The 19,732-nt window shown below is 69.0% G+C and carries 17 protein-coding genes; 11 read left to right on the top strand and 6 right to left on the bottom strand.

Going from position 1 to position 19,732, the window contains the following annotated elements:
* Window positions 1–3: 3 nt before the first annotated feature.
* The gene (locus tag A5692_RS22660) at window positions 4–2,649 is read left to right on the top strand and encodes a sugar epimerase family protein (RefSeq protein ID WP_068060136.1); all 2,646 of its coding nucleotides are present in this window, start codon (window positions 4–6) and stop codon (window positions 2,647–2,649) included.
* A gap of 87 nt (window positions 2,650–2,736) precedes the next feature.
* Here the strand turns inward: A5692_RS22660 and A5692_RS22655 are convergent, their stop codons facing one another.
* The 3 genes from A5692_RS22655 to A5692_RS22650 all read right to left on the bottom strand — a co-directional run bounded on the left by A5692_RS22655 (window position 2,737) and on the right by A5692_RS22650 (window position 6,420).
* Window positions 2,737–5,322 (bottom strand): cation-transporting P-type ATPase, encoded by a 2,586-nt coding sequence (locus tag A5692_RS22655; protein ID WP_068060133.1) that lies wholly within the window; start codon window positions 5,320–5,322, stop codon window positions 2,737–2,739.
* Window positions 5,323–5,361: 39 nt separating this feature from the next.
* On the bottom strand, window positions 5,362–5,508 hold the full coding sequence (locus A5692_RS29245) for a hypothetical protein (protein WP_156766224.1): 147 nt from the start codon (window positions 5,506–5,508) through the stop codon (window positions 5,362–5,364).
* Between the two features lie 282 nt (window positions 5,509–5,790).
* On the bottom strand, window positions 5,791–6,420 hold the full coding sequence (locus A5692_RS22650; RefSeq protein WP_068060130.1) for a TetR/AcrR family transcriptional regulator: 630 nt from the start codon (window positions 6,418–6,420) through the stop codon (window positions 5,791–5,793).
* 94 nt (window positions 6,421–6,514) lie between these two features.
* Between A5692_RS22650 and A5692_RS22645 the strand changes: the two genes are divergently transcribed.
* Together A5692_RS22645 and A5692_RS22640 are read left to right on the top strand one after the other, a co-directional pair.
* Window positions 6,515–7,717, top strand: coding sequence for a cytochrome P450 (locus A5692_RS22645; RefSeq protein WP_068060127.1), 1,203 nt, complete (start codon window positions 6,515–6,517; stop codon window positions 7,715–7,717).
* Entirely contained in the window at window positions 7,714–8,673 is a 960-nt protein-coding gene (locus A5692_RS22640; protein ID WP_068060124.1) for an SDR family NAD(P)-dependent oxidoreductase, read from the top strand. The genes A5692_RS22645 and A5692_RS22640 overlap by 4 nt, the downstream gene beginning before the upstream one ends.
* On the opposite strand, the gene A5692_RS22635 is transcribed toward A5692_RS22640, so the two are convergent.
* Window positions 8,660–9,331, bottom strand: coding sequence for a hypothetical protein (locus A5692_RS22635; RefSeq protein ID WP_068060123.1), 672 nt, complete (start codon window positions 9,329–9,331; stop codon window positions 8,660–8,662). The two genes, A5692_RS22640 and A5692_RS22635, sit on opposite strands and share 14 nt — an antisense overlap.
* An 80-nt stretch (window positions 9,332–9,411) precedes the next feature.
* Between A5692_RS22635 and A5692_RS22630 the strand changes: the two genes are divergently transcribed.
* Genes A5692_RS22630 through A5692_RS22620 form a run of 3 tightly spaced genes read left to right on the top strand, consistent with a single transcriptional unit; the run spans window position 9,412 to window position 13,442 of the window.
* On the top strand, window positions 9,412–10,917 hold the full coding sequence (locus A5692_RS22630) for a carboxylesterase/lipase family protein (RefSeq protein ID WP_068060121.1): 1,506 nt from the start codon (window positions 9,412–9,414) through the stop codon (window positions 10,915–10,917).
* A gap of 18 nt (window positions 10,918–10,935) precedes the next feature.
* Window positions 10,936–12,948, top strand: coding sequence for a phosphotransferase (locus A5692_RS22625; protein WP_068060118.1), 2,013 nt, complete (start codon window positions 10,936–10,938; stop codon window positions 12,946–12,948).
* Window positions 12,945–13,442: a gluconokinase gene (locus tag A5692_RS22620; RefSeq protein ID WP_068060114.1), complete on the top strand. Its 498-nt coding sequence runs from the start codon at window positions 12,945–12,947 to the stop codon at window positions 13,440–13,442. The genes A5692_RS22625 and A5692_RS22620 overlap by 4 nt, the downstream gene beginning before the upstream one ends.
* Before the next feature lie 16 nt (window positions 13,443–13,458).
* Here A5692_RS22620 and A5692_RS22615 read toward each other — a convergent pair whose 3' ends face one another.
* Window positions 13,459–14,493 (bottom strand): DoxX family protein, encoded by a 1,035-nt coding sequence (locus A5692_RS22615; protein ID WP_067916718.1) that lies wholly within the window; start codon window positions 14,491–14,493, stop codon window positions 13,459–13,461.
* A gap of 95 nt (window positions 14,494–14,588) precedes the next feature.
* On the opposite strand from A5692_RS22615, the gene pncA reads away from it, so the two are divergent.
* A complete protein-coding gene (gene pncA / locus A5692_RS22610; RefSeq protein ID WP_156766223.1) occupies window positions 14,589–15,149 on the top strand; it encodes a pyrazinamidase PncA in 561 nt (186 codons plus the stop codon).
* A complete protein-coding gene (locus tag A5692_RS22605) occupies window positions 15,149–15,943 on the top strand; it encodes a ketosteroid isomerase family protein (protein WP_068060107.1) in 795 nt (264 codons plus the stop codon). The genes pncA and A5692_RS22605 overlap by 1 nt, the downstream gene beginning before the upstream one ends.
* A 5-nt stretch (window positions 15,944–15,948) precedes the next feature.
* Here A5692_RS22605 and A5692_RS22600 read toward each other — a convergent pair whose 3' ends face one another.
* Entirely contained in the window at window positions 15,949–16,299 is a 351-nt protein-coding gene (locus A5692_RS22600) for a DoxX family protein (RefSeq protein WP_068060103.1), read from the bottom strand.
* Window positions 16,300–16,467: 168 nt separating this feature from the next.
* Between A5692_RS22600 and A5692_RS22595 the strand changes: the two genes are divergently transcribed.
* From A5692_RS22595 to A5692_RS22585, 3 genes are read left to right on the top strand one after another with little or no spacing between them, the layout of a single operon-like run.
* Entirely contained in the window at window positions 16,468–17,463 is a 996-nt protein-coding gene (locus tag A5692_RS22595; protein WP_068060101.1) for a sigma-70 family RNA polymerase sigma factor, read from the top strand.
* Window positions 17,453–18,775, top strand: coding sequence for a sugar ABC transporter substrate-binding protein (locus A5692_RS22590; protein WP_068060099.1), 1,323 nt, complete (start codon window positions 17,453–17,455; stop codon window positions 18,773–18,775). The genes A5692_RS22595 and A5692_RS22590 overlap by 11 nt, the downstream gene beginning before the upstream one ends.
* Window positions 18,772–19,731: a carbohydrate ABC transporter permease gene (locus A5692_RS22585; RefSeq protein WP_068060096.1), complete on the top strand. Its 960-nt coding sequence runs from the start codon at window positions 18,772–18,774 to the stop codon at window positions 19,729–19,731. The genes A5692_RS22590 and A5692_RS22585 overlap by 4 nt, the downstream gene beginning before the upstream one ends.
* Window position 19,732: the final 1 nt, after the last annotated feature.

Genomic DNA, 19,732 nt, shown 5'->3' with positions numbered 1-19,732 from the left:
TCAGTGAGAATAGCCGTTACCGGGGCCGGCGGTGTGCTCGGCCGGGGCCTGACGTCCCGCTTGCTCAGCCAGGGCCACGACGTCATCGGGATCTCGCGGCACCGACCCGAAAGCTGGCCGAGTGCTGCCGAATTCGTCGCGGGCGACGTCCGGGATAGCAGTGCGATCGGCCGCGCGGTCGCCGGCGCCGAGGTGGTCGCGCACTGCGCGTGGGTGAACAGCCCGGGCGCCGAGGTCCGGATCAGCGATCAGGTCAACATCGGGGGCACGGCCAACGTGCTGGCGGCGATGGCTGAGACCGGCGCCAGACGGATCGTCTTCGCGTCGTCGTCGCAGGTTTACGGCGGCGGAGATGCGCCGAAGACCGAGCACGACGCGAGGACGCCGGTCACCGCCGACGGACATTACAACGCCCGGGTCGAGCAGATGGTCGAGGAATCGGACCTGGAATGGGTCGCGATCCGCTCCGCGCTGATTCTCGGCCGAAACGTCGATAACTGGGTGCGTCGGTTGCTGGCGCTGCCCGTCTTTCCCGACGGGTCGGTCGACCGTCTCATGCAGGTCGTCCACCTCGACGACGCCCTTCGGCTATTCGACCGGGCGCTTGTGGACACCGAAATCGGCAGCGGCCCAGTCAATCTCGCTGCATCCGGCGAGCTGACCTTTCGCCGTGTCGCCGCGGCGCTCGGGCGCCCGGTCGTGCGGTTGGGTTTCGGACTGGCCGAGCTGCAACTGGTGCACGGCGCCGCTTTCATGGATACCGCGCGGTTGCGCGAGCAGTGGGGATTCCGGCCCGCATGGAATTCCGGTGAATGTGTCGAAGACTTCGCGCTCGCGGTGCGCGGCCGGGTCACCGTGGGTAAGCGGGTGGTGTCGCTGCCCTGGCGGATGGCCACCATCGGCGACCTTCCCTCGGTTGACGCGCCTTCCGAGGACGGGGTGAAACCCGAATGGGCCGGCCCGGCGGGGGATAACGGCGAATTCGACACCCCGATCGACCCGCGCTTCCCGACCTTTCTGGCCACCAATCTGTCCGAGGCGCTGCCCGGTCCCTTCTCGCCCGCGTCGGCCTCGGCGACGGTTCGCGGACTGCGGGCCAGCGCCGTGTGCGTCGCCGAGCGGTTGCGGCCCGGCGGCATCATCCAGCGCGAAATCGCCATGCGCATGGTCGCCGTGTTTGCCCACCGGCTCTACGGCGCCATCACGACCGCGCACTTCATGGCCGAGACCGTCCCTTTCGTCAAGCCAACCACGGTGGTGAGCAACAGCGGATTCTTCGGCCCGAGCATGGCCGCCCTGCCGGTCTTCGGTGAGGAGCGTCCGCGCACCGAAACCGGCCGAATTCGTAAGCAACTGCGGACCGTTCGCAACATCGGGGTTTTCGGCGTCAACCTGATCGGCCTGTCCGCCGGCGCACCCCTGGACACCCGAGAGTTCGTCGCCGATGTCGATCGCCTGGAACGTCTGACCGACGGCGACCTCGCCGGGCTCGACGATCGTCGGCTGTTGAGCCTGATCTCACTGGCGCGCGACGACGTGGTGCACGGCTGGGTGCTGGCGGCGGGCTCGTTCCTGCTGTGCGCGGCGTTCAACGTGCTGCTGCGCGGATTATGCGGGAGGGACATCGCCGCGCCCGGCGGACCGGAGTTGGTCAGTGCGCGTTCCGTCGAGGCGATGCAGCGGTTGGTGGTCGCGGCGCAGCGCGACCCGAAAGTGTCGGTGCTGCTGGCCGAACCGGGCGACCGGCTGGACAAGCTCGCCGTCGAGGCGCCGGAATTCCATGCCGCCCTGCTGGACGAGCTGGCGCTCATCGGACACCGTGGTCCGGCCGAGCTGGAGATGCTGTCAACCAGCTACGCCGATGACCCCGAGCTGCTGGTGCGGATGGTCGCCAGAGCGATGAGCGCGCCATCTGCGCCGCAGCCGCAGCGGCCCCGGATACCGTTGTACGCCAAGCCCATTGCGGCTCTGGCCACCGGGCAACTCCGCGACCGCGAGGTCCGCCGCGACAAGGTGGTGCGGGCCAACTGGGTGCTACGCACGCTGCTTCGCGAATACGGACGTAGATCGGTCGAGGCCGGCCTTTTCACCGCCGCCGATGACGTCTTCTATCTGCTCGTCGACGAACTGGACGCCCTCCCGGCGGATGTGGGAGCGCTGGTGGCCCGGCGCCGGGCCGAACAGCGCAGGCTGGTAGCCGTGGTCCCGCCGACGGTGTTCAGCGGGAGCTGGCAACCGATCACGACGACGTCGGCGGCCCTCACCAGCGGGGAGACTTTGCGCGGTGTCGGTGTATGCGGGGGCAAGGTGCGCGGCCGGGTGCGGATCGTGCGTCCCGAGACCATCGACGACCTGCAGCCCGGCGAGATCCTCGTCGCGGAGGTCACCGACGTGGGGTACACCGCGGCCTTCTGCTACGCCGCGGCCGTGGTCACCGAGCTCGGGGGCCCGATGTCACACGCCGCCGTGGTGGCCCGCGAGTTCGGCTTCCCGTGTGTGGTGGACGTGCAGGGAGCCACCAAGTCGTTGCCGCCCGGCGCGCTCGTCGAGGTCGACGGTACCTTGGGCGAAATCCGGGTGCTCGAACTGTCCAATGGGGACACCCCGTCACCGTCGGAGAGCGACCCCGGGCCCAACGTCCCGCATTAGCGGGCTCACCTGGTGTCGCCGGCCACCGAGCCGCTTACGCTCCAAATCCACACGGCACCAGTGTTTTTCGTACGAACTCTGCTACTCTCATCGGCCTGTCCGGGCCGGCCTAATCCGTCGGAAACGCTTCTGCAGGGTGTCAGCAACCAGGACCGCCGGTATGGCGAGGATCGCGGCCAGCAGGCCGATCCACGACGGGCCGGTCTGGCCGAGAAGGTGGGCCAGGGGCGGCAGGTAAAGGAACGCCACCAGCATGGCGATCTCGAACCCGACGGCGACCAACAGCAGCCGGTTGGCCCGCCGGCGGAGTGCCCACACTGGCCGCGTGGTGCTGCGACACGCGAAGGCATTGGCCACCTGCCCGAATACCACGGCGGTGAACGCGGCGCCCGAGGCGGCCAGCAACGCCGAACCATGCGGGAAGGGCGCGCCCGGACGCCAGCCGACGGCGAGCATCGCGACGACGAAGGTGACCAGTTCCGCGGCGGCTTCGGCGGGGCCCAGCACCCCGAAAGCGCGCCCGAACAGGGCGCGGTCGAGCAGGTGCCGGCGCGTCGGAGGCCGATCGAGAACATGCGCACCGGCCGGCTCGGCGCCCAGGGCCAAGGCCGGCAGGACATCGGTGCCGATGTCGAGAGCCAGGACCTGCAGCACCCCGATCGCGAGGGGGAATACCCCCGCGCTGAGGGCCCAGACGACGAACGGGGCGAGCTCGGCCACGTTGTCGGTGAGGTGGTAGGTGAGGAATCGGCGCAGGTTGGCGAAGGTGGCTCGGCCCTGTTCGACCGCGGCGACGATGGTGCCGAAGTCGTCGTCGAGCAGCACCAGGTCGGCGGCCTCGCGGGCCACGTCGGTGCCGGAACGGCCCATCGCCACGCCGATCGCGGCCTCGCGCAGCGCCGGGGCGTCGTTGACGCCGTCGCCGGTCATCGCCACGACATGGCCGCGGTGACGCAACGCTTGGGCGATCCGCAGCTTGTCTTCCGGCGTGACCCGGGCGACGACGACCCCGTCGTTGTCGAGCAGCGCACCCAGCTCCGCATCGTCGCTGGGCAGATCGTTTCCCGTCGCCACGAACTGGTCCGGACCCAGGAGGCCCACTTCGACGGCGATGGCCCGCGCGGTGTCGGGATGATCCCCGGTCACCATGGCCACCCGGATGCCGGCGCGACGGCAGGCGGCCAATGCGGTGGCCGCGCCCTGGCGCGGCGGGTCTTCCAGCGCGATCAGCCCCAGCAAAGTGAGGTCGCGCTCCGCGTCGGAGTCGGAATCGGGCGTTTCGCCGGTGAGCTCGCGCGTGGCGACCGCCAGTACGCGCAGGCCGCGGCGAGCCAGCGCCCGCAGGGTGTCGGTTGATCCGGGCGGAACCGTGCAGCGCGGAAAGACCGCGTCGGGAGCGCCTTTGACGAGCACCATGTTCCCGGCGACCACGGACATGCGGCGGCGACGGGTGTCGAACGGAAACCTCGCCACGTCCGGGGTCCGGTGAGCGTCGTCGTCGGCGCTGACGCCGACGCGGCGTGCGAAAGCATCCAGCGCCGCCTCCATCGGATCCCCGTGCGCTACCCAGCGACCGTCCTTTTCGGTCACGCGCCCTGACGAGCAGCGCACGGCGACGCGGGCCAGATCCCGCAGAGCGGCCTCGCTGCCCGTGCAGCGCACCGTGGCCGTCGGTTCGTAGCCGTTGCCGTCGATGGTGGCGGTCCCGTCTGGCATCCACACCTCGACGACCGACATCTCGTTGCGGGTTAGGGTGCCGGTCTTGTCGGTGCAGATGAACGTTGTTGAGCCCAGCGTCTCCACGGCCTCCAGGTTCCGCACCAGCGCGTGCCGGCCGGCCATGCGCTGCGCCCCCATTGCCAGCGACAGGGTGACGGTGGGCAGTAGACCTTCCGGCACCACAGCCACCGTGACTCCGACCGCGAACAGAAACCCCGCGGAGGGTGGCGTGCCGAGCAGTAGCGCGACGCCGAAGAAGACCGCTCCCACGGCGACCGCGACGGCAGCGATGAGGCGTGACACCCGGTCGAGTTCTTTGCGCAGCGGGGTCGGCGCGGGCCGCTGCGCCTGGGTCAGGCGGGCGATCCCCGCCAGCCTGGTGTCCCGGCCGGTCGCCTCGACCGTGGCCCGGCCTTCCCCTTCGACCACGAAACAGCCGGCAGGCACGCTCTCACCGACCGCCGGGTGCTCGGGCACACTCTCTCCGGTCAGCGCCGAGGTGTCCACCGCCAGCGCGTGCACGACGTCCAGACGTAGGTCCGCCGAGATGCGATCGCCCTCGGCGAGCAGCACCACATCACCGATCACCAGGTCTTCGGCCGGTATCTGCCGGCGCACCCCGTCGCGGATGACGGTGACGCGCCGTGGCAGGAGCTCGCCCAACCGTTCCGACGCGTGCTCGGCACGCTGTTCCTGAGCGAACGCGAACAGCCCGTTGAGCACGATCACGACGAAAACCGCGACACCCAGTTGCGGCATCCCCGCGACGAATGCCAGGCCGCCGGCCACCCAGAACAGCAGCGCGAAAAAGTGCACCATCTCCGCGAGCAGCCGTCGCCAAGCCGGCATTCTGCGCGGTGCGGGCAACCGGTTCGGACCCGCCGCGTGCAATCGCGCAGCGGCCTGCTCCGAGGTCAAGCCCAGCCGCGCCGGCGCGGAATTCGTCACGCTCACCGCACCGACCGCCCTACCGGCCCGGCCGGATGGCCGCCATCACACACCGCGCCGCCGCTCGCCGGTGCGGCCGTTCAGCGGTCGTCGTCGTACCCACCCCACCGCGATGCTCACCGCGATCGCGCACAAGACCGACGCCACCACCACGCCTGCCACCACCAGACCGATCATCTCGACCGTTCCCATGGCCCCTCCTGTCCCTCACCAAGCCAGCGAAAACGACGCGGGCTCCGACGGATAGAGTCCAACGTCACCGTCGGGATGGAAACCATCGGGCGTCCAGGCTCGGCCGTCGGTCGATCGACCCACTACGAAAATTCGTCGGCGGCATGGTGTTCGGGCCTGCATCATCAATTTCGCCGAATGGTTTACACGGGGACCGTGCTGTTCTTGCTGTCCGATGAGTCCCGATACGTGACGGGGCAGGAATTCAAAAGTCGACGCCGGGGTGACCATCGACTAAACCGCCTACAGCGGCCAGCGGTTCGGCTCCGTCGCGTAACGCAAGGCTGCTGCGGGAGGCAACGGTTGTCGCTCGTTGAGCGCTATCGCATCGACCACGAGGGCGACGTAGCGACGCCAGCCGTCGCTGCCCGACTCCATGGTCGACAGCACGCTATAGAGCATCGCGACCAGGCGAGGCAGGTCATCGGCGACCAGGTCGGCGCGGACCTGGCCGAGCCGTTGGCCTTCGCGGGCGAGGTCGCTGAGCGCTTCGTTGAGTGGAACCGAGATATCGGACGAGATTGACCCCGATCGGTGCGCGGCAGTCAAAAGATTGTGCTCGCGGGCCCCCAATGAAATCGCTGCTTCGATCAGTTGGGTGAGACCACGCAGCGGATCCTCGGCGTGACGGGCGGTGTCGATCGCCGGCGTGAGATCCTCGGCGACGCTTTGATCCAGGGCGGCCCGGACCAGGTCGGCCTTGGTCGGGAACCTGCGGTAGAGCGTTCGTTCGCCGACTCCGGCGCGACGGGCGACGGCTTCGATGGGCGCATCCGGCCCGAACTCGCCGTAGACGGCCCGCGCGGCGCGCAGGATGCGCTCGGCGTTGCGCGCCGCGTCCGCCCGCAACGGCCGGTCTTCAACCGTCGTCATCTGCACAGCGTAACTGACGGTTGACTGCCAACTATCCGGCTTCTACGCTCCGTAGAACTGACAGATAGCTGACACTTAGAGCGGAAGCGCCGATATGTCAATGATTTCCGAGACGGACCTTCCCGTCATACCCGCCCGGCGGGATGCTCGATGCCCGCTTCGTCCGCCGGCCGACTTCGTGCGCTGGCGTCAGGAACCCGGCCTGCGACGGGCGATGTACCACGGGCAGCCGGCCTGGGTGGTGAGTCGCTACCACGACATCAGGGCGGCGCTGCTGGATCCGCGCCTGTCCGCGGACACCATCCCGGCCGCCATGAAACCGACAAGCACGGACAACACCACCCCGGTGATGTTCGCCCGGATCGACGACCCCGAGCATCATCGGTTGCGGCGCATGCTGACCGGTGACTTCACCTTCAGGCGTTGCGAACGGATGCGGTCGCAAATCCAGGAATTGGTCGATCAGCACCTCGATGACTTGATCGACAACGGACCGCCCGCTGACCTGGTTCGCGACTTCGGCTTGCCGGTGCCCTCACTGGTGATCGCGTTGCTGCTGGGTGTGCCGTCCGAAGACCTGGCGTTCTTCCAGTACCACTCCACGCGCGGGCTGGAGTGGACCACGACCGACGAGCAAAGGGCCGAATCCTTCGGGGCGATGTATGCCTACATCCAGGAGCTGGTCGATCGCAGGGCCGGCGATCCCGGCGATGACCTGATCAGCCGCCTGGTCACCGGCCACGTCGCGACCGGGCAGCTCACCCGCGAGACCGCCGCCATGACCGGCGTGGTCATGATGCTGGCCGGCCACGAGACCAGCGCCAACATGATCTCGCTGGGAACGGTTGCGCTGCTTGAACATCCGGATGTGTTCGCGCGGCTTGGCACGACCGACGATCATGGCGTGGTCGTCAACATCGTCGAGGAGCTCATGCGCTATCTCAGCATCGTGCACAGCCAGGTGGATCGAGTGGCGACCGAGGACTTCACCCTCGCCGGCCAGCCGATCCGCGCCGGAGACATGGTGTTGATGAATCTGCCCGCCGGCAACTGGGACGCCGATTTCGTCGATCATCCCGAAGTCTTCGACGCCGACCGAAACACGCGCGGGCACTTGGGTTTCGGCTACGGCGTGCACCAATGCATCGGCCAAAACCTTGCCCGGGTGGAAATGCAGGTCGCCTTCGCCACGCTGGCGCGGCGGCTGCCCACCCTGAAATTGGCGGCACCGGCCCACGAGCTTAAGTTCAAGGAAGCCGACATCTACGGGATGAAGGAGTTGCCGGTCAGTTGGTGACCAACGAGCTGCGCTTCGACGATCAGGTCGCCGTGATCACCGGCGCCGGTAGGGGGTTGGGCCGGCAGTATGCGTTGCTGCTCGCCGAGCGCGGCGCGCGCGTCGTGGTCAACGACATCGGCGGCTCGGTGACGGGGGAAGGCACCGACAGCGAGGCGGCCAACGCCGTCGCCGAGGAGATCCGCCGGCAAGGCGGCCAAGCCATCGCCGATACCCACGGCGTGACCAGCCCCGAAGGCGGACAGGCGATCATCGACACAGCCGTGCGCGCCTGGGGACGGGTGGACATCCTGATCAACAACGCGGGCATCGTCGGCGACGCGCCGTTCGAAGACATGACCGCGGAGCGGCTCGAACCCGTCCTCAACGTCCACCTCGATGGCGCGTTCTACGTCACGAGGCCAGTCTGGAAAGTCATGCGCGAACAGCGGTACGGCCGGGTGCTCAACACCTGCTCGGCCGCCGGAATCCTTGGGGCCGAGCGCATGAGCAACTACGGCGCGGCCAAGACCGCGTTGATCGGTTTCACCCGGGTGCTAGCCGCCGAAGGGGCCGAGCACGGCATCAAGGTCAACGCCGTCGCGCCGATCGCCTACACCCGGATGCTGACGCACTCGCTCGACGCCGCCGGCCCGCAGGACGACCCGGCGGCGCAGGCGGTGCTGAACGACCTTGTGGGCCAATACCTTCAACAACTCGACCCCGCGCAGGTCGCTCCGGTAGCCGCCTTCCTGACGCACCGGGACTGCCCGGTTTCCGGCGAGATCTACACGGCGGGAGCCGGACATGTCGCCCGCTTCTTCATCGGCAGGACAACGGGTTTCTACGACCCGAAGCTGTCGATCGAGGACGTGCGTGACCACCTCGATGAGATCCGCGACGAAGCCGGCTACACGGTCCCCGGTGGGCCCACCGACGAGATGGCCGCGCTCTTCGCGACGATCATGAACAGGTGAACGCCGTGCCGACGCCGTCCGGCGCGGGCCCCGGTCGGAGACAGCCGTAGGGCTCGATGCCCGCGGGGCTCAATCGTGCCGCCGACTGGTGCGCGTAGTTCACGCAATACAGACCGGTCGGATCGGCGCGGCAGCGATAGTCGCCGAACGACAGCGAATCACCGCTCGCCAGCTCGGGCCCATTGCCGTTGATGAATGGACCCGGATCTCCGCGCGACGCACCGACCTGCAAGTTCTGGCCGTCGAAGCTCACCCAGCCGCCCTGCCAGTCGCCGTAGGACGTCGGCGGCGCGGGCGGTGGATTGGTCAGGCTCACCAGGCAGAGCAGCGCGCCGCCCGTGTGCTTGGAATCGGTCACGCAGGAGGCTTTGCCTCCCGCCGCCGTGAAGGCGATGTCGTCACCGAGTGCGGTGGTGGCACCGTCGCGGGCGGCGTTGTGAAAGTGACCCGGATCCGCGGGATGTCCCGCCTCGATCCAGGCGATGACGTCGGAGATCGGCGCCCCGGCCGGCGGAGCCGCGGACGGGGCCGGCGGTTTGCTCCCCGATGAAGTGGTGGCGGCGCCTGCGGAGGTCCGGGTTTGCTGCGCCCGGCCGCCGACCGTGTGCGAACACGCGGCGACCAGTAACGACGCTGCGAGCAGCGCGGCGATCCGCATCCAGTCAGGCTAACCGCCACGCGGTGAAAATTAAGGCGCTGCGCGCGCGTTACGCCCGCCATGTCCGCTAACGTCGGTTTATGCACCAGCGCACTGTGCGCGCACGCACGACGATCGGGACTGTGGAAGGCTTCACCCGCGACGGCGTCCACCGTTGGCGATCCATCCCCTACGCACGCCCACCGGTCGGGCCCCTGCGGTTGCGAGCGCCCCGGCCGGCGCAACCGTGGTCGGGTGTGCGGCACTGCCATGGCTTCGCCAACTGCGCACCCCAACAGCGGCGGTACACGATGCTCGGGGTCGGCCGCTACCAGCCGATGGGGGAGGACTGCCTCACCCTCAACGTCGTCACCCCCGAAATCCCGGCCGAAGAGCCGCTGCCCGTCATGGTTTTCATCCACGGCGGTGGCTACATCCTGGGCAGCTCGGCCACGCCGCTGTACGACGGCGCGGCGCTGGCGCGCCGCGGTTGTGTGTACGTGTCGGTGAACTACCGGCTGGGCGCGTTGGGCTGCCTCGACCTGTCGTCGCTCTCGACGCCCGACATCACCATCGACAGCAACCTGTTCCTGCGCGACCTGGTGATGGCGTTGCGCTGGGTGAAAGACAACATCTCCGCGTTCGGCGGCGACCCGGACAAAGTCACGATCTTCGGGGAGAGCGCCGGCGCGCACATCACCGCCACGCTGTTGGCGGTGCCGGCCGCCGAAGGGCTGTTCGCCCGGGCCATTGCGGAAAGCCCCGCCTCCGGGATGGTTCGGTCGCCAGAGACCGCCGCGGAATTCGCGATGCGCTTCGCCGCATTGTTGGGCGCTCGCCCGCGGGACGCCGCCGAGGTACTGATGCAGGCGTCCCCGGCGCAACTGGTGGACGCCCAGCACCGATTGATCGACCAAGGCATGGAGGACAGGCTCGGCGCGTTCCCGATCGGCCCGGTCGCCGGCGACGACGTCGTGCCCCTCGATCCCGTCGAGGCGATGCGCGGTGGCCGCGCGCACCGGGTGCCGCTCATCGTGGGCACCAACGCCGAAGAGGGCCGCCTGTTCACCCGCTTCCTCAAAATGCTGCCGACCAATCAGGCGATGATCGAGGAGCTGCTGGCCGACACGGAACCCGCTGCGCGCGAACGGATCACCGCCGCCTACCCGGATTATCCCGCGCCCTCGGCATGCATCCAGCTCGGCGGTGACTTCGCGTTCGGCTCGGCGGCCTGGCAGATCGCCGAGGCCCACAGCGCGCACGCGCCCACCTACCTCTACCGGTACGACTACGCGCCGCGCACGTTGCGCTGGTCGGGCCTGGGCGCCACTCATGCCACCGAGTTGCTGGCCGTCTTCGACGTCTACCGCACCCGATTCGGCGCCCTGTTGACCGCCGCGGCCGATCGCCGCGCCGCGTTGCGGGTGAGCAACCAGGTCCAACGGCGCTGGCGGGCCTTCAGCCACTCCGGCGCGCCCGGCGACGACTGGCCCACCTACAGCACCGCCGACCGTGCCGTCATGGTCTTCGACCGCAAGAGCCGCGTCGAGTTCGATCCACATCCGCATCGCCGGATTGCCTGGGATGGCTTCTCCCTGGCGCGGTGACCTGGCACGCTGACCCTCATGCATGCCGACATCGCGCAAGTCATCGAACGCCCGGGAGATCTCACCGCCGAATGGCTGACCACGGCGATCGGCGCCGGACCCGTCGCCGACTTCGCCGTGGAGCGCATCGGCACCGGACAGATGAGCGAGTGCTACCGCGTCCGGCTCAACTACGCCGACGGCGCTCCGGGTCCCGGCCGGCCCGCGTCCGTCGTGCTCAAGGTGGCCGCCACCGACCCGGTGAGTCGGCAAACGGGGCTGGCCCTGGGCCTCTACGAACGCGAGGTCCGGTTCTACGGCGACATAGCGCCACGGCTGGGCGGGCCGATCGCGCCGTGCTACCACGCCGCCGTCGATGCCTCGACGGGTGCGTTCGATCTCCTGCTGGGCGATGCCGGGCCGGCGATCGTCGGGGACGAAATCGCCGGCGCGACAGCCGAACAGGCGCGCCTCTGCGTCGTGGAGCTGGGGCGGTTGCACGGGCCGCTGCTCGGCGACACGGTGCTGGCCGAAGCCCCGTGGCTGAACCGTGATTCGCCGCTCAACCAGGCGATGATCGCCCCGCTCTACGCCGGGTTCATCGACCGCTACGGCGACCAGATCGCGCCGGAGCACCGCATGGTGTGCGAACGCCTGGTCGCGTCCTTCGACGGGTATCTGGCCCAAGAGGGGGCGCCGGACCGCATCCAGGGTCTGATGCACGGTGACTACCGGTTGGACAACCTGCTGTTCGGGACGGCCGGGGCGGACCGTCCGTTGACGGTCGTCGATTGGCAGACGGTGTCCTGGGGGCCGGCCCTGACCGACCTGTCGTATTTCCTCGGCTGCGCGTTGCCGACCCCCGATCGCCGGGAACACTATGATGCGCTGCTTCGGGCTTATCACGGGGCGCTCGGGCCGACGGCACCCCTGTCGCTCGCCGACGTCGCCGAAGGCGTTCGCCGGCAAAGCTTTTTCGGTGTGATGATGGCGATCGTGTCCTCGATGCTGGTGGAGCGGACCGAGCGCGGCGACCGGATGTTCATGACGATGCTGCAACGACACTGTGATCACGTGCTCGACACGGACGCGCTGGCGACGCTGCCCGTCGCGGTGACGCCCGAACCCCTGCGGCCTTCGGAGGAGGACGAATCCGCGCACGCGCCGACCGCCGAGCCGCTGTGGAGCGAGAGCTGGTACGCCGACTTCGCCGATGTGGCACAGGGATTGGGCGGCTGGTTCCGCCTCGGCCTGATCGCCAACGAGCGGACCGCGTGGGTGCACGCCCTGCTGTGCGGCCCGGATATGCCGACCGTCGCCGTGGACGCGCGGGTGCCGCTGCCGGCGGACCCGTGGGAAATATCCACCGACTCCTTCGAACTCGGCCATGCCGCGACGGCGCCGCTGCAGTCCTACCGCATCGACCTGCGGGCGCGGGCTCAGGCCTATCCCGATCCGTCGGCGTTGTTGCGCGGGGAGGCCGGCACCCCCGTCGAGATGGCGATGAACCTGGTGTGGGCCACCGACGGCGTCCCTTACAAGTACCGCTTGACGACGCGGTATGAGATCCCGTGCCGGGTCTCGGGAACGGTCACCGTCGGCGACACCGGCTACCGGGTCGAGTCGGTTCCCGGGCAGCGCGATCATTCCTGGGGTGTGCGCGACTGGTGGAGCATGGACTGGATCTGGAGCGCGCTGCACCTCGATGACGGCACCCACCTGCACGGGGTGAACATCCGCATTCCCGGCGCGCCCGCCTTCAGCATCGGCTACGCGCAGAGCGCCGGGGGGACGGTCACCGAACTGCAGGCCGTGGAGTCGCGGGAATCGTTCGGCGCCAACGGCTTACCGCTAAAGGCCACGCTGACCCTGGAGCCGGGCGAAATCACCGCGGACCTCGACGTGCGGGGGCACGCGCCGGTGCGCCTGACCGCGGCCGACGGGCGGGTCAGCCAGTTCCCGCGGGTCTGGGCCACCGTCAACACGGTCGACGGTCGCCGCGGGGTCGGCTGGGTGGAGTGGAACCGCAACCTCCCCGCAGAAACCGAGTGAGCGGACCGGCGCCCGTCGTCGTGATGGGCGTCTCGGGATCGGGCAAGTCGACCGTGGGAACCGCGCTCGCGCAACGCTTGCGGGTTCCCTTCATCGACGCCGACACGCTGCACCCGCGCACCAACATCGCCAAGATGGCGGCCGGTGAGCCGCTCGATGACGACGACCGCCTTCCCTGGCTGGACCGGGTCGGCGAGTGGTTGGCCGCGCACCGCGCCGGCGGGGTGGTGAGTTGTTCGGCGCTCAAGCGCAAGTACCGCGACCAGTTGCGCGGGCATTGCCCGCAGGTCGAGTTCCTTCACCTCGCCGGTTCGCCGGCGCTCATCGGCGGCCGACTGGCCGCCCGGACGGGCCACTTCATGCCCACCACCCTGTTGCGCTCGCAATTCGACGCGCTGGAACCGCTCGCCGCCGACGAGTGCGGCATGACCGTCGAAGCCGGCCGGGACGTCGACGCGATCGTCGACGCGTTCCTGACGGGGCGGACGCCCTAGCCGGCGGCCGATTGGCTCACGAGGAAAGCTTGCGGCGACCCGTCTTGACCTGCTCACCGAGCCGCTCGCGGGCGGTGTCCGCCAGGTAGCCACCGCGAGCGCGGGCGGTGTCGGCCAGGTAGCTGCCACGCGCGCGGGCGGTGTCGGCGAGATCCTCGCCCCGATCCAGCGCCGTGCTCGCCAGTTCCTCCCCGCGCTTGCGCGCCTTCTTGGCCAGCTTCTCGCTGCGCTTGCGCGCCTTCTTGGCCAGCGGCGCGGCCCAGTCGGCGGCGTCGTCGGCGAACTCTTCCCCGCGCTTCTGCGCCTTCTTCACCAGCGGCGCGGCGCGCTCGGCGGCCTCTTCGGCGAGTTCTTCGCCACGCTTGCGGGCCTTCTTTGCCAGCGGCTTGCCGCGTTCGGCGGCCGTGCTGGCGAATTCGCGGCCACGCTCGAGCGCGGCCTCGGCGTAGGGCGCGCCGCGTTCGGCGGCCGTGCTGGCCAGTTCGCGGCCACGTTCGGCGCCGACCTGCAGGCCGTGCACGATCTTCTCGCCCAACTCCGCAAAGTCGGTATCGAACGCGGAGTCATCTGACCCCGGTAGCGCCGACGACACTCTCTCCGAGAGCCGCTCGGCCGCCCTGCGCCCCCGCCACCCGAGTGACGGCTTGCCCGCCGTATCGGCGGACGCGATCAACAACCCGCCGACCAGGCTGAGGTCGGTGAGGAACTGCTGGCGCTTCTGGGCTTTGGCCTGCGGATCGCTCTCGTTCCAGAACGAGTGCGCACCGAGGTTGGCGGGCAGCACCGTGACCGCGAGCGCGGCCGAGGCGACGCGGGGCAGCTTGCCGGTGGCAAGCAGCAGGCCTCCGCCGATCTGGACGGCCGCGGTGATTTGCGCGAACGTCTCGGGGTCGCTCGGGATGTTGCCGCTCACCGAATCCGGCAGCGCCTGCAAACCATCCACCGCGGGCGCGGCGGCCGCCGCGGCCGATTTGGGATTGAGCAGGGAATTGACTCCTTGGCCGATGAACGCCACTGACAGCAACGGGCGCGCGATTCTCCGGATCACCATGGCCGGTGGATTACCCGACTGGTTCGCGGACAAACCGCCCCGCCCATCTGCGCAGCTGAAGCGCCATGCCGGGCCACACCGATAGGGTGAGACCCGTGAGGGCGTTGATCATCGTCGACGTGCAAAACGATTTCTGCGAGGGTGGTTCGCTTCCGGTGACCGGCGGCGCCGCCGTCGCGCCCGCCATCAACGCGTATCTGGCCGGCGAGCCGGGCTATCAGCACGTGGTAGCAACCCAGGACTTCCACATCCAGCCGGGCGACCATTTCTCCGACCGGCCGGACTACTCGTCGTCGTGGCCCCCGCACTGCATCGCGGGGAGCCCGGGCGCGGACCTGCGGCCCGACCTGGACACCAGCCGGATCGAGGCGGTGTTCCGCAAGGGCGCCTACGCCGCGGCCTACAGCGGCTTCGAGGGCGTCGAAGAGAACCAGACCCCACTGCTGGACTGGCTGCGGCAACGGGGGGTCGACGCCGTCGACGTGGTCGGCATCGCCACCGACCAGTGCGTCCGCCGGACCGCGGAGGACGCCGCGCGGGCGGGCCTGTCCACCCGGGTGCTGGTGGACCTGACGGCGGCCGTCTCGCCGGAATCGGCCACCGAAGCACTGGAGGAGATGCGGTCCGCGGGCGTCGAGCTGGTTGGGGGACCGTGATGGGAGCGCCACCGGCCCGCGAGACGCTGCTGGCCGCCGTCGAGCGATCGCCTCGGGCGGCCGCCGCGCACGACCGCGCCGGGTGGGTGGCGCTGTTCACCGACGACGCCCGGGTCGAGGACCCGGTCGGGTCGCGGCCGCACGTCGGTCACGAACAGATCGGCCGCTTCTATGACACCTTCATCGGTCCGCGCGAGATCACCTTTCACCGCGACCTCGATATCGTCTTCGGGACCGTGGTGCTGCGGGATCTCGAGCTCGAAGTGGCGATGGGCCCGCGGGTTACGATGCACATCCCCGCGTTCTTGCGTTATGACCTGCGAGACATCAACGGGCAGTGGCGGATTGAGAATCTGCGGGCCTACTGGGAACTGCCCGCGATGATGCTGCAATTCCTGTCGACAGGCCCGCGCGCGGTATCGCCGGCCCTGCAACTGTCGCGCGGCCTACTGGGCAATCAGCGGCTGCGCGGCATGGCCGGCTTCCTGGCGGGATTCCGGCGGGTGGGCGCGGGGCACAAGAAACTCGCGGAGGCGTTCTTGCGTGCCACCGCGCGCCACGATCACAACGCGGCTACGCGGGCCCTCTCGGCAAGCGCCACAATAACTCTCGGCGACCACGAGGCGCTCGACCTGGCCGGGCTCACCGATCAACTGGACGGCGCCACTCCGACGAAGACGATCAGCGCGGGCCCCACGGTGGCGATCTCGGTCGGCCATGGGCGCGGCATTGTGTTCGCCGACATGGGATGGCGGGGCGGCACCATCGACCGGATCCGGTATTTTCCCGGCTGACCCGGTCAACGCGACACCAGCAGCGCCAGTGAGGCCACCGCCATGCACAGGTATGCCCCGGGGAACGCGATGTTGTACAGCACATGGGCCCGCAGGTGCGCCACGACTGCGCCGACGAAAAACAGCACCAGCCCGGTGGCGGCCGCGATTCCCAAGGCGCGCAACCCCATCAGGCCCACGACCAGCCCGATCGCGCCGGCCAACTTGACCGCACCCAGCGCGGGCAACCACGACCGCGGGACACCCACTTCGGCCGAGTTCGCCAGGACGAATCCCGCGGGGATGAGATCGGCCACGGCGATCCCGGCGGTGATGGCGGCGGTCAACAGCGTGATCACCACGTATGCGGTGTTCATCTGTGCCAAACCCCCGCGGGGCGGCCGGTTTTGCGGTGGCGAGCCGGATGGTCGCCGCGCGCTTGGTGGCGCACAATCGATAAGGTCATGGTGCTGGCCTCCTTTGCAACAGAGAGCTCGACGGACGCGGTCATTCTCTTGACGGCTCCTGTGCGGAAAAGGTGACCCATGAGCGCCCCGGAAAATTTGGCCGATCTCGCGCAGCGTTTCGATGCCGACCGGCGACAGCTGAGGTCCGTCGCGTTCCAGCTGCTGGGCTCGGCGGCCGACGCCGACGACGCGGTTCAGTCGGCGTGGCTCAAGGCCAGCCGCGCCGATTTCGGCGCGGTCGACAACCTCACCGGCTGGTTCACCACGATCACCGCGCGCGAGGCCGTCGACCAGCTCCGGGCGCGCAAGAGACGGGCCGAACTACCGCTCGCCACCACCGACGAGCTGGACCGGCTGACCGCAACCTCATCGGCGCCCGCGGATGAGGACGCGCTGTTGACCGAGTCGGTGAGCAACGCGCTGCTCGTGGTCCTCGACCGGCTCTCCCCGGCGCAGCGTGTCGCGTTCGTGCTGCACGACCTGTTCGCGGTGCCCTTCGAAGAGGTCGCCACCGCGTTGAACCGGTCGCCGGACGCCGCGAAGAAGCTGGCAAGCCGGGCGCGTGGGCGGCTGCAGGCGGAGCCGGATGGCCCACCCGGGCGCGCGGCCAAGCACCTCGAGATCGTCGAAGCGTTTCTCGCGGCGTCCCGCGGCGGTGACATCGCCGCTCTGCTCGAGCTGCTGGCGCCGGACGTGGTCCGCACGGTGGATCGCGCGCTGGTTCCCGACGACGTGCCGACCGAGGTGCGCGGCGCCACGCAGGTCGCGGAGGAGACCCGCCGATTCGCTCAGCGGGCGCGCGCCGGTGTTGTCATGCTCATCGACGGGGCGCCGGGCGTCGTGATCGCCCCACAGGGGCGTGCGCAGGCGCTGTTGCTGATCGATATCGGGCCCGACGACCGCATCCGCGCGATCGACATCATCGGGGATCGCGATCGCATCGGCCGGGCCGTTCTGGCATTGCCGATCCGGCCGATCCGGCAACCCCACAGCCGCATCGGGTACCAAGGACATCAGACACCGCCGGCCGGGCGGCCGGCAACGGGGCGAGAACGGGAGCACGATGCTCGATAAGCCGTTCGGGCGGCGCGGCCTGCTGCGCGGTGCCGGCGCGCTCACCGCGGCATCGCTGGCGCCGTGGGCCGCCGGCTGTGCCCCCGAAGACGACTCGTTGACGTTCTTCTTCGCGGCCAACCCCGACGAACGCGATGCCAGGCTCCGCATCGTGAACGAGTTCGAGCGCCGTCACCCGGACATCAAGGTTCGCCCGGTGTTGTCGGCCCCGGGCGTGATGCAGCAGCTGTCGACGTTCTGCGCCGGCGGCAAGTGCCCGGATGTGTTGATGGCCTGGGATCTCACCTACGCCGAGCTGGCCGCCCGGGGCGTGCTGCTCGACCTCAACACCATGCTGTCGGGCGATCGGGCCTTCGCGGCCGAACTGAAGTTGGACGGCATCGCGACGCTGTATGACAGCTTCGCCTTCAACGGAGGCCAATACGCGCTCCCGGAGCAATGGTCCGGAAACTACCTGTTCTACAACAAGCGGCTGTTCGCCGAGGCCGGGGTGCCGCCACCGCCCAGAACGTGGCAGCAGCCGTGGAGCTTCGCCGAATTCTTGAACACCGCCACCGCGCTCACCAAGCGCGACCGCTCCGGCCGGGTGACCCAGTGGGGCTTCGTGAACATGTGGTTCTCGTACTATTCGGCCGGGCTGTTCGCCATGAACAACGGCGTGCCGTGGTCCACCCCGCTGAAGAACCCGACCCACTTCAACTTCGGCGACGACGCGTTCATCGAGGCGGTGCAGTTCTACGCCGACCTGGCCAACAAGCACAGGGTCGCGCCCAATGCCTCCGAGGTGCAATCGATGTCCACGCCCGACCTGTTCGCCGCCGGCCGGGCGGCGATGGCGATGGGCGGCCACTGGCGCTACCAGACCTTCATCCGGGCCGACGGCCTGGATTTCGACGTCACACCGTTGCCGGTGGGTCCGCGTCGGCAGGGCCAGCCCGCCCACTCCGACATCGGTTCCACCGGGCTGGCCATCTCCGCGACCAGCCAGCGCAAGGAGCAGGCATGGGAGTTCGTGAAATTCGCGACCGGTCCGGTCGGGCAGGCGCTGATCGGTGAATCCAGCCTTTTCGTGCCGGTGCTGCAATCCGCGCTCACTTCGCCCGGATTCGCCCAGGCCCACCGGAATGTCGGCAACCTCGCCGTGCTCACGCAAGGGCCGGCGTACTCCGAAGGGCTTCCGGTCACCCCGGCATGGGAGAAGATCGTCGCGTTGATGGACCGCAGCTTCGGACCGGTGCTGCGTGGCTCACGGCCCGCGACATCCCTGGCCGGCCTGTCGCCCGCCATCGACGAGGTGCTGCGCACCCCATGACCTCCCTCGACACCAGCCCGGCGCCCGGCCGCGTGACCCGCAAGCCCGTCAGCGGCGCGGGCCCCTGGCGACGGCGCGCCCGGGCCGGCCGCCTCTTCGTGGCGCCGAACCTGGCCGCCGTCGCGGTGTTCATGCTGTTTCCGCTCGGGTTCTCGCTGTACATGAGCTTTCAGCGGTGGGACGTCTTCAGGCCGCCGAAGTTCGTGGGGCTCAAAAACTTCCACGATCTGTTCACCTCGGATCCGCTCTTTGTGATCGCCATCCGCAACACCGTCATCTTCACCGTCGGAACGGTCGTGCCGACCATCGTCGTCAGTCTCGTCGTGGCCGGCGTGCTGAACCGAAAGGTCAGGGGCATCGGCGTTTTCCGCACCATCGTCTTTCTGCCGCTGGCCATCTCGTCGGTGGTCATGGCGGTCGTCTGGCAGTTCGTCTTCAACACCGACAACGGGTTGCTCAACATCATGCTGGGCTGGGTCGGGATCGGCCCGGTCCCGTGGCTGGTCGAACCCCAATGGGCGATGGCCTCGTTGTGTGTCGTCAGCGTGTGGCGCAGCGTGCCGTTTGCCACCGTCATCCTGCTCGCGGCGATGCAGGGCGTTCCCGAGACCGTCTACGAGGCGGCACGAATCGACGGGGCCGGCGAGATACGGCAGTTCGTGTCCATCACCGTGCCGCTGATCCGTGGGTCGATATCATTCGTGGGCGTCATCTCGATCATCCATGCGTTCCAGGCATTCGACCTGGTTTACGTCCTCAACGGTGCGAACGGCGGTCCCGAAACCGCCACGTATGTCCTGGGCATCATGCTGTTCCAGCACGCGTTCTCCTTCCTGGAATTCGGGTACGCGTCCGCGCTGGCGTGGGTGATGTTCGCCATCCTGCTGGTGCTGACCGTGGTGCAGCTGCGGATCACTCGGCAACGCTCTTGGGAGACGTCACGTGGCCTCAGCTGAG

This window comes from Mycobacterium sp. E342 (assembly GCF_001667665.1).
GTDB lineage: Bacteria > Actinomycetota > Actinomycetes > Mycobacteriales > Mycobacteriaceae > Mycobacterium.
The sequence above is the reverse complement of the archived record's forward strand: the minus strand, read 5'-3'. Positions and strand labels throughout refer to the sequence as shown.